Below are 13,985 nucleotides of genomic sequence, written 5' to 3'. Positions count from 1 at the left end.
GCCGACGCCGCGGCCATGGCGGCCGCCCGGCAGCGGCAGGCGCGGCTGACCAAGCCGCCGGGCTCGCTCGGCGCCCTGGAGGACCTCTCCGTGCGCCTGGCCGGCATCGCGGGCGTCTGCCCGCCGCCGCTGCCCGAGCCGGCCGCCCTCGCGATCTTCGCCGGGGACCACGGCGTCCACGCCGCGGGCGTCACGCCGTGGCCGCAGGAGGTGACCGGCCAGATGGTCGCCAACTTCCTCGCCGGGGGCGCCGTCGTCAACGCGTTCGCCCGGCAGGTCGGCGCTGCGGTGACGGTGGTCGACGTCGGGGTGGCCGGCCCACTGCCCGCGGCGCCCGACCTGCGCGACCTGCGGGTCCGCCCCGGTACCGGCAACCTGCTGACCGGACCGGCGATGTCCCGGGACGAGGCCGTCCAGGCGCTGGCCGCGGGCATCACGGTCGCCGGCGAGCTGTGCGACGGCGGCGCCCGGATCCTGCTCTGCGGCGACATGGGCATCGCCAACACGACGCCCTCGGCGGCGCTGGTCGCCGCGTTCACCGGGACGGCGCCGGGCGCGGTGACCGGTCGGGGTACCGGCGTGGACGACGCCACGTACGCCCGCAAGGTCGAGGTCGTCGCCGCCGCGCTGGCGCGGCACCGGCCCGACCCGGCCGACCCGGTGGGGGTCCTGGCGGCGGTCGGCGGCCTGGAGCACGCGGCGCTGGCGGGGTACCTGCTCGCCGCGGCCGCCCGCCGGGTTCCGGTCGTGGTCGACGGCGTCATCGCCGCCGCCGCCGCGCTGGCCGCCGCCGCGCTCGCGCCGGCCGCCGTGGACGCGATGGTCGCCGGGCACCTGTCCGTCGAGCCGGGGGCCGGCGTCGCGCTCGCCCACCTGGGGCTCGCGCCGGTGCTGGACCTGGGGCTGCGCCTGGGCGAGGGCACCGGCGCCGTCCTGGCCCTGCCGGTGGTCGCGGCGGCGGTCCGGGCGCTGCGCGAGGTCGCCACCTTCGACAGCGCGGGTGTGACCGAGAAGTGAGCGGCGTACCGGTCGGGGAGGTCGCGCTCGTCGGCGCGGGACCGGGCGACCCCGAACTGATCACGGTCAAGGGCCTGCGGCTGCTGCGCGCGGCGCAGGTCGTCGTCATGGACCGCCTCGTCCCCGGCCCGCTGCTGGACGAGCTGGCGCCGGACGTGGAGATCGTCGACGTGTCCAAGATTCCCTACGGCCCGTCGGTCGCCCAGGAGGAGATCAACCGGACCCTCGTCGAGCGGGCCCGCGCCGGCCTGCGGGTGGTCCGGCTCAAGGGCGGCGACCCATACGTCTTCGGCCGCGGCGGGGAGGAGCTGCTGGCCTGCGCCGAGGCGGGGGTACCGGTCACCGTCGTCCCGGGCGTCAGCAGCGCGCTCGCGGTCCCGGCCGCGGCCGGGGTGCCGCTGACCCACCGCGGGGTGGCCCACGAGTTCACCGTCGTGTCCGGACACCTGGCGCCCGAGCACCCCGAGTCCCTGGTGGACTGGCCCGCGCTGGCCCGGCTCCGGGGGACGCTGGTGGTGCTGATGGGGGTGCGCAACCTGGCGGCCATCGCCGCGGTGCTGCGGGCCCACGGCCGGCCGGCCGACACCCCCGTGGCGGTGGTGCAGGAGGGCACGCTGGCGGCGCAGCGGACCGTCCGCGCGACCCTCGACACGGTCGCGGCCGCGGCGGCCTCCGCCGGCATCCGACCGCCCGCGGTCACGGTCGTCGGCCCCGTGGTGGCGGCGCTGGACCGCTGAGTGCCGGCGGGGACGGCCGGGCCGGGCGCCGAGCCGCCGCGCTCGCGCGATCTTGCTAACCTGCCGGAATGACGACACCGTCCACAGGCGAGGGTCGACCGTCCGGTCGCCGCGCGCGGTGGCTGCGCGCGGCACTGGGGTTCGCCGTCGCCCTCGGGGTCGCGGCCGCCCCGGCGGGGCCGGCCGACGCCGCGTTGCGCGGCGCGGGCCTCGGCTGCCTGCCCCGGGAGGGCAACAGCGGTGTCCTCACCTCCGTCGTGCCCGCGCCCGACAACCCGGGCTGGATCCGGCTCGACGGGTGGAGCCGGCACTGCCGGCCCGCGCTGGAGGACGCGTCGCCGTGGAGCTGGTACGCGTTCGGGATGCACTCGCGGACGGGGGCGCAGCCCAGCCGGATGGGGTACCAGCGGTACGTCGACGAGCGGGAGGTGCGGCGGTTCTCGACGCTGCTGGATCTCGGCCCGGGTGGCGTGGACCACGTGTGCCTGCACGCCGACAGCGTGTCGCTGCACTGCTGGGGCGTGCGGGTCGTGCTGGTCGAGGGCGCGGAGCCGCAGATCCACGTGGGGCGGCCGGCGCCGGTCCGGTACCGGTTCGACGAGACCGGGATCCCCGACGGCGGCGGCGTCTGCGGCACCTGCTGGTGACACCGCGCAGGAGGCGTCCCGCTACGACGACCGGTGGACGGCATGGTCCACGGACAACGTCCACGCCCGCGCGAAGGCTGTCCCGCCCGCGGAGACCACGCCCGGTTCGTCGGTGAGGGAGTACGCGGTCGGCTCGCCGCACGCCGACGGCTACTGGCTGCCGGTGACGTGCGCGCAGACAACCTGGCGTGCCCGGCCGGACACCAGGTTCATCGAGATCAGATCCATCTCGATCCCTGGTGTCCGTGGTCGGTCGGCGGTGCCCGGCGGCGAAACGAGGTCAGAGAAGGGACAACCGCGTCCGCCGCGCAGGCAGCAGCCGATGACGTGAGCGGGTCGCGGGCGGAGTCAGTCGGTGTCCAGCAGGACGGCGCAGCGGATCAGACCCAGGTGGCTGTACGCCTGGGGGTGGTTGCCCAGGCCCGACTCCGCCAGCGGGTCGTACTGCTCGGGCAGCAGCCCCGTCGGCCCGGCCGTGTCGACCATCTGCTGGAACAGCTCCTCGGCGTCGCTGCGCCGGCCCGTGCGCAGGTACGCCTCGATGAGCCACGAGGTGCAGATGTGGAAGCCGCCCTCGCGGCCCGGCAGGCCGTCGTCCCAGCGGTACCGGTAGACCACCGGCCCGGAGCGCAGCTCCGCCTCGACGGCCAGCACGGTCGCCAGGAAGCGCGGGTCGTCGTCGGCCAGCAGGCCGGACAGGCCGATCCACAGCGAGGACGCGTCCAGGTCCGGGTCGCCGTACGCGACCGTGTACGCGCCGACCTCCGGGTTCCACCCCCGGTCCAGTACGTCCTTGCCGATCTGGTCGCGTAGGGCGACCCAGTCCGGCCTGTCGCCGTCGCCGAACGCGCGGACGACCCGCAGCGCCCGGTCGACCGTGACCCAGCACATCACCTTCGAGTACACGTGGTGCCGCGGCGGCAGCCGCGCCTCCCACAGGCCGTGGTCGGGCTCGTGCCAGCGCCGCTGGACCGCCTGGACCATCGCCTCCAGGACCCGCCACTCCTCCTCCCGGACCCCGCCGCGCGCCTGCGCCACGGCCGCCATGAGGTCGGCGACCGGTCCGAAGACGTCGAGCTGGAGCTGCCGGTTGGCCAGGTTCCCGACCCGGACCGGCCGTGAGCCGGCGTACCCCGGCAGCGTCTCGATCACGGCCTCGGGGCCCAGCTCGTAGCCGTCCAGCGTGTACAGCGGGTGCAGCCGCTCCGGGTGGCCGCCGGTGCGCTCCACACACCCGTCCACCCAGCGCAGCAGGGCCTCGGCCTCGGCCAGCGAGCCCAGGTCGACCAGCGCCCGCGCCGTCATCGACGCGTCCCGCGGCCAGCAGTAGCGGTAGTCCCAGTTGCGGATGCCGCCCAGCTCCTCGGGCAGCGAGGTCGTCGCCGCCGCCAGGATCGCCCCCGAGGGTGTGTGGCACAGGCCCCGCAGCGTCAGCGCGCTGCGCAGGACGTGCTCGCGGGCCAGCTTCGGCAGCCGCAGCGACGCCGCCCACTCCTTGGACGGCCCCTCCTGGTCGGCGAGCCGGTCGGCGATCGGATCCGGGTTGGTCTCCAGGCTGTGCGCCCCGAACCGCAGCTCCAGCGTCAGCTCCCCGCCGTGCGCCTGCAGGTCCACGAGGGCGTGGGCGCTGTCGCCGGACGCCTCGTGCACGATCTCCCAGGTCACCCCGGGGGAGTGCAGCGCCACGGGCTCGCTGGAGCCGACCACGAGCAGCCCGCCGGGGGCCGCCTCCAGGTGGACGCCGATCTGGCCGAAGTCCGGCCGCGGCGCGTAGTCCAGCCGCGCGGTCGCGGTGCCCTGGAGGGTGCGGTGCAGCGTCGAGTCCAGGCCCGAGCGGCCGCTCTGGGCGTCGTCGCCCCGCGCGGTCTGCGCCGCCCCGCCGAGCCAGTCGGTGACGGTCAGGCCGGACCAGCGGGTCTCCACCGTCATCGTGCCCGGCCGGTACCGCTGCCCCAGCGGCAGGCCGCCGCGCTCCGGGGTGATGGTGAAGTGCCCGGCCTGGGGGCCGCCCAGCAGGTCGGCGAAGATCGCCGGGGAGTCCGGCTTGGGGTGGCACAGCCAGCTCACCCGCGCCTCCGGGGTCAGCAGGGCGACGGTCCGGCCGTTGGAGAGCATCGAGTGGCGCTGGATCGGGGTCGCGCGCTCGCCGTACAGCCAGCTACGCCGGGTGTCCAGCAGCAGGCCCAGCAGGCGGGCGGCGTCCAGCGGGGAGGCGACGCGGTAGTGCGCCCGGGTGTCGCCGCCGCCGATCTTCACCCCGACGTCCGGGCCGTGCAGGTGGGCGAACGCGTTCTCGTCGGTCACGTCGTCGCCGAGGAACAGCACGGCGCTCGCCGAGAGCTGCATCCGCAGGGCGTCCAGCGCCGTCCCCTTGTGGGTGGCGACCACGGACAGCTCGACGACCTCCTTGCCGTGCGTGACGTGGACGTCCGGCCAGCTCGCCACGCCGGCCCTGACCTCGGCGACGACGTGCGCGCCGACCGCCGGCACCGCCCCGCGGGTGTGGACCGCCACGCTGGCCGGCTTGACCTCCAGCCGGATGCCCTCGTGGCCCTGGATCAGCTTCTCCAGCTCGGTCAGCAGCCGGGCGCGCAGGGCCACCAGGTCCGCGGGCAGCCGCTCCACGAAGCCGATGTCGAACTCCGAGCCGTGCGAGCCGACCAGGTGCACCTCGCTGGGCAGCCGGGACAGCGCGGCCAGGTCCCGCAGCGCCCGCCCGGACACCACCGCCACGGTGGTCTGCGGCAGGGCGGCCAGCGCCCGGACCGCGGCCACCGACTCCGGCAGCGGCACCGCCTTGGTCGGGTCGGCGACGATCGGCGCGAGCGTCCCGTCGTAGTCGCACGCGACGAGCAGGTGCGGGGACCGGGCGATGCGCCCGATCGCCACCCGCACCTCGGCGTCCAGCTCGGTCATCAGGTTGCTCACGCCTCGCCCCTCAGCTCGGTCAGGAAGGTGTTGGCCCACCGCTCGACATTGTGGCTCCGCAGGTGCCGCTGCATGATCCGCATCCGGCGGCGCGCCTCGACCTGGTCCACCGTCACGGCGCGGCGGAGCGCGTCCTTCACCCCGTCGGGGTCGTGCGGGTTGCACAGGAACGCCTGCTTCAGCTCGCTGGCCGCCCCGGCGAACTCGCTGAGCACCAGGGCGCCGCCGAGGTCCCCGCGGGCCGCGACGTACTCCTTGGCGACCAGGTTCATCCCGTCCCGCAGCGGAGTCACCATCATCACGTCGGCGGCGCGGTACAGGGCGGCCAGCTCGGCGCGCGAGTACGACTGGTGCAGGTAGTGCACGGCCGGCACGCCGACGCGGGCGTACTCCCCGTTGATCCGGCCGACCTCGCGCTCGACCTTCACCCGCAGCGTCTGGTAGTGCTCGACCCGCTCGCGGCTCGGCGTCGCCACCTGGACCATCACCGCGTCCGGGACGCTGAGGAAGTCCTCGGCCAGCAGCTCCCGGAACGCCTTGAGGCGCTGCTCGATCCCCTTGGTGTAGTCGAGCCGGTCCACGCCGAGGATCACCGTCTTGGGGTCGCCCAGCTCCTTGCGGATCTGCTTGGCCCGCGCCTGCACCTCCGGGTCGGCGCCCATCCGCTCCATCTCGGCGGTGTCGATCGAGATGGGGAACGCGCCGGCCTTGACCCGCCGGTCGTCGACCTCGACGGTCTGGCCGACGTACCGCAGGCCCAGCAGGTGGCGGGCCAGCCGGATGAAGTTCTGCGCCGCGAGCCGCTGCTGGAAGCCCACCAGGTCGGCGCCGAGCAGCCCGCGCAGGATCTCCACCCGCTGCGGCATCTGCATGAACAGCTCGATCGACGGGAACGGGATGTGCAGGAAGAAGCCGATCCGCAGGTCGGGGCGGCGCTCGCGGAGCATCGCGGGGACGAGCTGGAGCTGGTAGTCCTGGACCCAGACGGTGGCGCCGTCGGCGGCGACCTCGGCGGCGGCGTCGGCGAAGCGCGCGTTGACCCGGCGGTACGCGTCGCGCCAGCTCCGCTTGTACATGGGCGGCTCGACGGCGTCGTGGTAGAGCGGCCAGATCGTCGCGTTGGACTGGCCCTCGTAGTACTTCTCCAGCTCGTCGCCGCTGAGCGGCACCGGGTGCAGGTGGATCCCGTCGACGTCGAACGGCCCGGGCGCGGCGTCGGTGCCGCCGGCCCAGCCCACCCAGGTCCCCTGGTGCGCGGCGAGTACCGGGTGCAGCGCGGTGACCAGCCCGCCCGGGCTGCGCCGCCACTCCCGCCCGCCCTCGGCGGCGACCTCGTCGACGGGCAGACGGTTGGCGACGACGACGAACGCACTGCGTTCGGTCACGGGATGCACCTCCGGGGGCGAGTGGGTCTGGAACGAGCCTACTGAACCGCCCCGGCGACAGGTGCGAGGCACGGCAGACGCGCGGCGCCCATACCCCGCCCGACCTGGCTCAAACCAAGATCCGGCGGCGTTTCCGCCCCGGCGCCGCGCCGCCGCCCGGCGGCCGCGCCGGCCTCCGGCCCGGAACGGTCGCGGCGCGGCCGGCGCGGGGCGTGGCCGGTGCGCGGCGCGCGCGGCGGGGCTGGGACAATGGCGGCGACGAGTATGCCGTACTCCCGGAAGGTCGCTTACCTGTGGCGCAGTTCATCTACGTGTTGGAGAAGGCGCGCAAGGCGCACGGCGACAAGGTCGTGCTGGACGACGTGACGCTGAACTTCCTCCCCGGCGCCAAGATCGGCGTCGTCGGCCCGAACGGCGCCGGTAAGTCCAGCCTCCTGCGGATCATGGCGGGCCAGGACCGCCCCAGCAACGGCGAGGCCAAGCTGATGCCGGGCCACACGGTGGGGATGCTGGCGCAGGAGCCGCCGCTGAACGAGTCCAAGACGGTCCTCGGCAACATCGAGGAGGCCGTCAGCGACGTCAAGGACAAGCTGGCGAAGTTCAACGAGATCGCCGAGAAGCTCGGGACGGACTACTCCGACGAGCTGATGGCCGAGATGGGCAGGCTCCAGGAGGAGCTGGACCACGCCGACGCCTGGGACATCGACTCCAAGCTGGAACTGGCGATGGACGCCCTGCGCTGTCCGCCGCCGGACGCCGACGTCACCCAGCTCTCCGGCGGCGAGCGCCGCCGGGTGGCGCTGTGCCGGCTGCTGCTGGAGAAGCCGGACCTGCTGCTGCTCGACGAGCCGACGAACCACCTCGACGCCGAGAGCGTGCACTGGCTGGAGCAGCACCTGTCCAAGTACGAGGGCACCGTCATCGCGATCACGCACGACCGGTACTTCCTGGACAACGTCGCCACCTGGATCCTCGAACTGGACCGCGGCCGCACCTACCCGTACGAGGGCAACTACTCCACGTACCTCGACAAGAAGGCCGCCCGGCTGGCGGTGGCGGGCCGCAAGGACGCCAAGATGCAGAAGCGCCTGACCGAGGAGCTGGAGTGGGTGCGCTCCAACGCCAAGGCCCGGCAGACCAAGAGCAAGGCCCGCCTGGAGCGGTACGAGGAGATGGCCAACGAGGCCGAGAAGACCCGGAAGCTGGACTTCGAGGAGATCCAGATCCCGCCGGGGCCGCGCCTGGGCAACACCGTGATCGAGGTCAGGGACCTGGTCAAGGGCTTCGACGACCGGACCCTGATCGACCACCTGAACTTCTCCCTGCCGCGCAACGGCATCGTCGGCATCATCGGCCCGAACGGCGTCGGCAAGACGACGCTGTTCAAGACGATCGTGGGCATGGAGAAGCCGGACGCCGGAGACGTCAAGGTGGGCGAGACGGTCAAGCTGTCCTACGTCGACCAGAACCGTGCCGGGCTCGACGGGGACAAGAGCGTCTGGGAGGTCGTCTCCGACGGCCTGGACTTCCTGATGGTCGGCAAGGTCGAGATGCCGTCGCGGGCGTACGTGGCCGCGTTCGGCTTCAAGGGCCCGGACCAGCAGAAGCCGACCAAGGTGCTCTCCGGCGGCGAGCGCAACCGGCTCAACCTGGCGCTGACGCTGAAGATCGGCGGCAACGTGCTGCTCCTCGACGAGCCGACCAACGACCTGGACGTCGAGACGCTGTCGTCGCTGGAGAACGCGCTCCTGGAGTTCCCGGGCTGCGCCGTGGTCATCTCCCACGACCGGATGTTCCTCGACCGGGTGGCCACGCACATCCTGGCCTGGGAGGGCGAGGACGCCAACCCGGCGAAGTGGTTCTGGTTCGAGGGCAACTACGACGCGTACGAGAAGAACAAGGTCGACCGGCTGGGCGCCGAGGCGGCCCGGCCGCACCGGGTGACGTACCGCAAGCTCACCCGTGACTGACGACGCCCTCCCGACCGCCCCGGCAGCGCCGCCGCCGGGGCGGTTCGCGTACGACTGCCCGCTGCGCTGGTCGGACATGGACGCGTACGGCCACGTGAACAACGCCCGCTTCCTCACCCTGTACGAGGAGGCGCGGGTGGCGATGATGTTCGTCGACGCCCGGGTGCAGGGGCGGCCGCTGTTCACGGCCGGCGTGGTGATCGCCCGCCAGGAGGTCGACTACCTGCGGCCGGTCACCTACGACACCAAGGCGGCGGCCGCGGCCCCGGCGACGGTGCGGATCACGCTGTGGCCGGAGGACGTCCGCCAGGCCAGCTTCGCGGTGCGGTACGAGATGCACGACGGCGACACCCTCGTCAGCCGCGCCCGGTCGGTGCTGGTGGCCTACGACGTGGCGGCGGAGCGGCCGCGCCGGCTGACCGACGACGAACTGCTGTTCCTGCACCGCTCGGCCGCCGACGGCGCGGCCGGCACCGCGGCGCCGGGGGTGCCGGCGGAGGTCCCGGCGGGCGGGGAGTGAACCCGGCGGCGCACGGCCTGGACGGCGTCGCCGACGCCGGGGTGTTCCTCACCCGGCTGCTGCGGGTGGACCGCGCGGCGCTGGTCCGGCTGCGCCCGGCCCCGCCGGACCCGCGGCGGGGGGCGGCCACGGCGCTGTGGGCGCCGCTGCCGTGGCGGGTGCTGGTCACCCGGGCGGTGGCCGGCCCGGGGCCGGCGACGCCCGAGGGGGCGGCCGCCGACGCCACGGTCGGCGCGGCCGACCTGCGCGAGGTCCTGGCCGCGGGGCGGGAGGAGCTGCCCGCCCGGGCCGACACCCGGTGGCGGTGGCCGCTGCCGACCGCCGCGGCGGTCGTGCTGGAGCGGGTCCCGGCCGCGGCGCTGGCGGCGACCGCCGAGGCGGCCGCCGCGGCGCTGCGCGAGGCCCGCGACCGGGGTACCGCGGGGGAGCGGGTCCTGCGCGACGCCCTGCTGGACCACGTGACGATCACCGTCGATGCCCCGCACACACCGGGCAAACCGGACGACTTTCGGAGTCCTCCCGGTGAACCTGTGGCGGTACCGCAAAGGTTGATCCAAGCTGTCGTACGGATGGGTTTCCTGGGAGCCCTGAACGGCATTGCGGAGCGGTCCGTGGACGTGTGTGTGAGCGGTACCTGGGTCGGGCTGGCAGCGCCGTACGGAACGGCGTGGCTGCCAAGATCGGGTGGGTTCACACTGAATACACAGTTTGTTCATACGTTAGGACACGGCCAGCTAGCCTCTTCTGTCCGGCAGTGGACTTAGGGCTGTGTCTACGGGCGGCAGTGTGGGTACGGTCGTGCGGCGGAACCCCTCCCCCCGGCGACGGGCCGAACGCGGCCGGGACTGGGCGGGGATTTCCGCTGGGAGCGAGGTGGCGTAGGCGATGTCCTGGTGGTCATGGCGTCCGGGTGAGACCGGAATGGAGACCGATACCAAGAGTGATCCGCCGCCGGCAGCGGCGGCGGAGGTCGTACGTGGACGGTCGATCCCGGCGCAGGCCGGGCCGGCGGCCGTCGAGATGATGGTGGCGACGACGGTCAGTGTCGGACCGGTGACGCTGCCGCGGATCGGGCAGGCGCTCGACAAGCTGGACGTGCGGTTCCTGGCGGACGGCGACGGCAGCCTGCTGGCGATGTGGGAGCGGCACGCGGTGCTGTTCACCGTCGAGGGGCCGGACGACGAGATCCTGGTCATCCGGGCCCGGCCGCATGCCACGGTCCCGCCGGACTGGGCGGACCGCGCCTACCGCGTGGTCAACGAGTGGAACCACACGCGCCGGTTCTGCAAGGCGTACATCGGCGACCCGACCGAGCGCGGCCAGTTGCCGATCTACGCCGAACTCCAGGTGCCCCTGGCCGCGGGCGTGCACGACCAGCTCCTGGTCGAGCTGGTCGACTGCGCCGCCGCGGTGGCCACCTCGTTCGTGGACTGGCTCCACGACGAGGGCGGCCTCCTCTAGGCCGCACCGGTCCGCGCCGTCGGACGACGGATACCCCCCACCCTGGTCTACCGCGGGGGATCCGTCGTCCGCGCGGCTCAGGGGGTCGGGAACATCCCCAGCCGGGCGTGCCGCTCGGCGGCCAGCCGCTCGGTGTCGCTGCCGACCAGCAGGCCGGCCGGCGTGGCGAGGAGCGCGCGCGTGCCGACGCCCCGCGACTTGCCGGGATTCCAGGCCAGCGCCCGCCCGGTCACGGGGTGGAGGGCCGCGATGCCGGAGCGGGGCTGCGCGCCCGGGCCGGCGGTCTCCCGCCCGTACGGGTTGTCCATCCAGCGCTGGTGGCCGCCCACGTAGACGGCCGCGGGCGTGACCGCCACGGCGTACAGCGAGTCGCCGCCGGTCCGGTTCACCCAGACCGGCCGCTGCGGTCCGGTCCCGCGGACGTTGAACCGCGCCGCCGAGTCGCACATCGCCGTCGGCCCCGAGGCCCGCCCGGTGGTCACCACGACGAAGTAGTCGCCGCCCGGCGCGAAGTCCACCCCCCGCACGTAGGTGTCGAAGCCGACGAGGCAGGGGGGCACGTAGACGTTGGTGTACCAGTTGTGCACCAGCGCCGTCGGCCCGGCCGTGTTCAGTACCGCCAGGCTGTTGCGCCCCCAGCCGGCCACGAACCGCATCGCCCCGACCACCACCAGCCGGCCGCCGTCGGGGGAGAGCGCGAAGTCCTCGATCCGGGGCCGCTGGAGCCCCGGCGCCGTGATCCGGGCGTTGAACTGGCGGTCCACGGCGCCGCTGCGGGCGTCGATCCGGGCCAGCGCGGCGCGCGCCCAGCCGTTGACCATCGAGAAGGTGCCCCCGACGTACAGCCGGTTGCCGTGCACCGCGAGCGCCCGCACGTCGCCCCAGTTGATGCTCGCGGCGAAGCCGGCCACCCGCTGGCCGTCGCGCAGCGACAGGCGGGCGAGGCCGCGCTGGGCGACCCCGTTGACGGTCCGGAACCAGCCCCCGGCGTACACGCTCTGGTCGGCGCCGGCTGCCAGCGCGTACACGGGCCGGTCCACCGCGGGGGTCCAGGGCAGCACCGCGCCCGTGGTGAGCCGGTAGGCGAACAGGTTCCTGCGCGGGTACCGCAGCCGGCCCGCGCCGTCGGTGACCCCCGTGAAGTCGCCCCCGACGACGACCACGTCGCCGACGACGGCCACGGCCCAGACGGTGCCGTTGGTGACGTGCGGCGTGTAGTCGACGGGGTTGGTGCCGACCACGGCGGGCAGCGGGAAGTTGGCCCGGGCCGGCTGCGCGGCCACCAGGCCCGCGGCGCCGAGCACCCCGGAGAGGACGGTGGCGGTGAGACGTCGTCGCATGGTCGGTCGTTCCTTCGCGGTTCGGATGTCGAGATCCACCACGATGCCCGATTACGACCGATAGCGCGATCTTTGGGGCAGTTAACCCGCTATCGGGGGCTGTACGTCATCCTCGGTGTTGACGAGGAAGTGCGCCGCCCGCTCCAGGTACTCCCACAGGGTGGCCGCCTGGTCCGGCGGCAGCGCGACCGCGTCCAGCGCCCGGCGCATGTGGTGCAGCCAGGCGTCGCGCGCCGCCGCGTCCACCCGGAACGGGGCGTGCCGGATCCGCAGCCGCGGGTGGCCGCGCGTCTCGCCGTAGGTGCGCGGGCCGCCCCAGTACTGCATGAGGAACAGGGTGAGCCGGTCGGCGGCCGGGCCGAGCTGGTCCTCGGGGTACATGGGGCGCAGCAGCGGGTCGTGCGCGACGCCCGCGTAGAACTCGCCGACGAGGCGGCGGAACGTCGGCTCGCCGCCGACCGCCTCGAAGAACGTCACCTGCTCGCCCATCGCACCCCGCCTCCGCCGCCGACCGGCGCCCCGGGGCGCCCGCCCCCACGGTACGGCGCCGGGGCCGCGGTCTCCCACCCGCCCGCGCGCTGTCGGCGGGGTGGCTCAGGCGGCGGCGCGGGTCCGCACGCGGCGGCCCGCCGCCGGCGCGGGGGCGTCGGCGGTCGCCGTGGTGGCGGCGATGGCGCGGGCGAACATCTCCCGGCTCGGCCACACGGCCGCCGCGAGCAGGAGCAGCCCCACCCCCGCCAGCCCCCACAGGCCGACCACCCGCGGCAGGGCGTAGGACTCCGCGAGCGCGCTGGTGATCAGGACGCCGAGGCCCTGGCTGGCCTGGAGGCCGGTCTGCATGACCCCGAACGCCCGCGCCCGGTAGGCGGGCGGCAGCATCTGGACGAACAGGCCGTTCGCCGTCGGCAGCAGCGCCGCGGTGGCGAACCCGCACAGCAGCGTCATCACCGCGACCCAGGTCAGCGACGGATCGATCAGCGCCGGCACCAGGCAGGCCGGGGTCAGGACCGCGAAGACCGGGACCAGGGTCTCGCGCAGGTGCGGGCGCAGGGTCCGGGTCACCACGAGGCTGCCGATGACGAAGCCGATCGGGTTCGCCGCCATGATCACCGACTGGGCGACGCCGTACCCGGTCGCGTCGGCGGACAGGTGCCCGGCCCAGCCGGGCGCCAGGCCCTCGGGGACGACGGAGAACAGCGCGGTGCCGAAGACCACCAGCGCGATCGCCCGCAGCGTCGGCCGGCCGAACACCAGCCGGAAGCCCGCGGCGGTCTCCCGCAGCAGGTGCCGGCGCTCCTGCGGGGCGGCGGGGCGCAGGCGCACGCCGCGCCAGATGATCAGCGCCGAGAGCCCGAAGGTCGCCGCGTTCAGCACGATCGCCTCCCGCGCGGCGACCGAGGACAGCAGCCCGCCGGCCACGTACCCGGCGATCTGCATGACCTGCCCGAACGTGCTCGCCAGCGCGATTCCGACCACGAGCTGGTCGCGGTTCAGGATCTCGGGCAGGGTCGCCGACCGGGCGGCCTGGGCCGGCGGGGTGGCCAGGCTGGTGAGGAACAGCAGGAGCAGCATCAGCGGGATCGGGATGCCCGGGATCGCCACCAGCGCCATCGTCACCATCCGCGCGAGGTCGCACAGGATCATGACCCGCCGGTACGGGACCCGGTCGGCGAGCGCCGTCAGCAGCGGGCCGCCGACCAGCCAGGGCAGGTAGCTCAGCGCGAACGTCGCGCCCGCCAGGCCGATGGACCGCGTGGTCTGGAAGACGAGCGCCGCCACCGCGGCCTTGGCGACGTAGTCGCCCCACCAGGACAGCGAGTTGGCGGTGAAGATCGCGCGGAACTCGCGGACCCGGAAGACCTCGCCGAAGCTGGCCGGTCGGTCGGCGCGACGCGCGTCGTCGGTCACTCAACCCTCCGTCGTACGGCGGCGGCCGGGTCGGTCGCGCCGGGGGCGGGCGTGGTCCCCACCGTGGGCGCG

General features: G+C 74.5%; 12 protein-coding genes. 7 read left to right on the top strand and 5 right to left on the bottom strand.

Going from position 1 to position 13,985, the window contains the following annotated elements:
- The first annotated feature begins 15 nt into the window (after positions 1–15).
- The 3 genes from cobT to IEY75_RS16870 all read left to right on the top strand — a co-directional run bounded on the left by cobT (position 16) and on the right by IEY75_RS16870 (position 2,401).
- Positions 16–1,017 (top strand): nicotinate-nucleotide--dimethylbenzimidazole phosphoribosyltransferase, encoded by a 1,002-nt coding sequence (gene cobT, locus IEY75_RS16880; RefSeq protein ID WP_189115381.1) that lies wholly within the window; start codon positions 16–18, stop codon positions 1,015–1,017.
- Positions 1,014–1,754 carry a uroporphyrinogen-III C-methyltransferase gene (gene cobA, locus IEY75_RS16875; protein ID WP_189115332.1) on the top strand — a complete coding sequence of 247 codons (741 nt, stop codon included), beginning with the start codon at positions 1,014–1,016 and terminating at the stop codon, positions 1,752–1,754. The genes cobT and cobA overlap by 4 nt, the downstream gene beginning before the upstream one ends.
- Before the next feature lie 68 nt (positions 1,755–1,822).
- A complete protein-coding gene (locus tag IEY75_RS16870) occupies positions 1,823–2,401 on the top strand; it encodes a hypothetical protein (protein WP_189115331.1) in 579 nt (192 codons plus the stop codon).
- Positions 2,402–2,749: 348 nt separating this feature from the next.
- On the opposite strand, the gene otsB is transcribed toward IEY75_RS16870, so the two are convergent.
- Positions 2,750–5,317 carry a trehalose-phosphatase gene (gene otsB / locus IEY75_RS16865; protein ID WP_189115380.1) on the bottom strand — a complete coding sequence of 856 codons (2,568 nt, stop codon included), beginning with the start codon at positions 5,315–5,317 and terminating at the stop codon, positions 2,750–2,752.
- Positions 5,318–5,325: 8 nt separating this feature from the next.
- On the bottom strand, positions 5,326–6,714 hold the full coding sequence (locus IEY75_RS16860) for an alpha,alpha-trehalose-phosphate synthase (UDP-forming) (RefSeq protein ID WP_189115330.1): 1,389 nt from the start codon (positions 6,712–6,714) through the stop codon (positions 5,326–5,328).
- 293 nt (positions 6,715–7,007) lie between these two features.
- Here IEY75_RS16860 and ettA point away from each other — a divergent pair, with 293 nt between their 5' ends.
- The 4 genes from ettA to IEY75_RS16840 all read left to right on the top strand — a co-directional run bounded on the left by ettA (position 7,008) and on the right by IEY75_RS16840 (position 10,665).
- A complete protein-coding gene (gene ettA, locus IEY75_RS16855; protein WP_189115329.1) occupies positions 7,008–8,684 on the top strand; it encodes an energy-dependent translational throttle protein EttA in 1,677 nt (558 codons plus the stop codon).
- A 76-nt stretch (positions 8,685–8,760) separates the two neighbouring features.
- Entirely contained in the window at positions 8,761–9,204 is a 444-nt protein-coding gene (locus tag IEY75_RS16850) for an acyl-CoA thioesterase (protein ID WP_189115379.1), read from the top strand.
- On the top strand, positions 9,201–9,968 hold the full coding sequence (locus tag IEY75_RS16845; protein ID WP_229789805.1) for a DUF8185 domain-containing protein: 768 nt from the start codon (positions 9,201–9,203) through the stop codon (positions 9,966–9,968). Before IEY75_RS16850 ends, IEY75_RS16845 begins: the two co-directional genes overlap by 4 nt.
- A gap of 121 nt (positions 9,969–10,089) precedes the next feature.
- Positions 10,090–10,665 (top strand): type III secretion system chaperone family protein, encoded by a 576-nt coding sequence (locus tag IEY75_RS16840; protein ID WP_189115328.1) that lies wholly within the window; start codon positions 10,090–10,092, stop codon positions 10,663–10,665.
- A 77-nt stretch (positions 10,666–10,742) separates the two neighbouring features.
- Here the strand turns inward: IEY75_RS16840 and IEY75_RS16835 are convergent, their stop codons facing one another.
- The 3 genes from IEY75_RS16835 to IEY75_RS16825 all read right to left on the bottom strand — a co-directional run bounded on the left by IEY75_RS16835 (position 10,743) and on the right by IEY75_RS16825 (position 13,913).
- The gene (locus IEY75_RS16835; protein WP_189115327.1) at positions 10,743–12,005 is read right to left on the bottom strand and encodes a PKD domain containing protein; all 1,263 of its coding nucleotides are present in this window, start codon (positions 12,003–12,005) and stop codon (positions 10,743–10,745) included.
- An 81-nt stretch (positions 12,006–12,086) separates the two neighbouring features.
- On the bottom strand, positions 12,087–12,494 hold the full coding sequence (locus IEY75_RS16830) for a globin (protein ID WP_189115326.1): 408 nt from the start codon (positions 12,492–12,494) through the stop codon (positions 12,087–12,089).
- A 105-nt stretch (positions 12,495–12,599) separates the two neighbouring features.
- The gene (locus IEY75_RS16825; RefSeq protein WP_189115325.1) at positions 12,600–13,913 is read right to left on the bottom strand and encodes an MFS transporter; all 1,314 of its coding nucleotides are present in this window, start codon (positions 13,911–13,913) and stop codon (positions 12,600–12,602) included.
- Between the last annotated feature and the right edge of the window lie 72 nt (positions 13,914–13,985).

Origin of the sequence: Pilimelia terevasa, assembly GCF_014647915.1 — a bacterium.
GTDB lineage: Bacteria > Actinomycetota > Actinomycetes > Mycobacteriales > Micromonosporaceae > Pilimelia > Pilimelia terevasa.
The sequence above is the reverse complement of the archived record's forward strand: the minus strand, read 5'-3'. Positions and strand labels throughout refer to the sequence as shown.

Coding starts and splice junctions, on each gene's coding strand:
- cobT (WP_189115381.1), top strand. CDS start 16: ATGGCGGCCGCCCGGCAGCGGCAGGCGCGGCTGACCAAGCCGCCGGGC.
- IEY75_RS16870 (WP_189115331.1), top strand. CDS start 1,823: ATGACGACACCGTCCACAGGCGAGGGTCGACCGTCCGGTCGCCGCGCG.
- otsB (WP_189115380.1), bottom strand. CDS start 5,317: ATGACCGAGCTGGACGCCGAGGTGCGGGTGGCGATCGGGCGCATCGCC.
- IEY75_RS16850 (WP_189115379.1), top strand. CDS start 8,761: ATGGACGCGTACGGCCACGTGAACAACGCCCGCTTCCTCACCCTGTAC.
- IEY75_RS16840 (WP_189115328.1), top strand. CDS start 10,090: ATGTCCTGGTGGTCATGGCGTCCGGGTGAGACCGGAATGGAGACCGAT.
- IEY75_RS16835 (WP_189115327.1), bottom strand. CDS start 12,005: ATGCGACGACGTCTCACCGCCACCGTCCTCTCCGGGGTGCTCGGCGCC.
- IEY75_RS16830 (WP_189115326.1), bottom strand. CDS start 12,494: ATGGGCGAGCAGGTGACGTTCTTCGAGGCGGTCGGCGGCGAGCCGACG.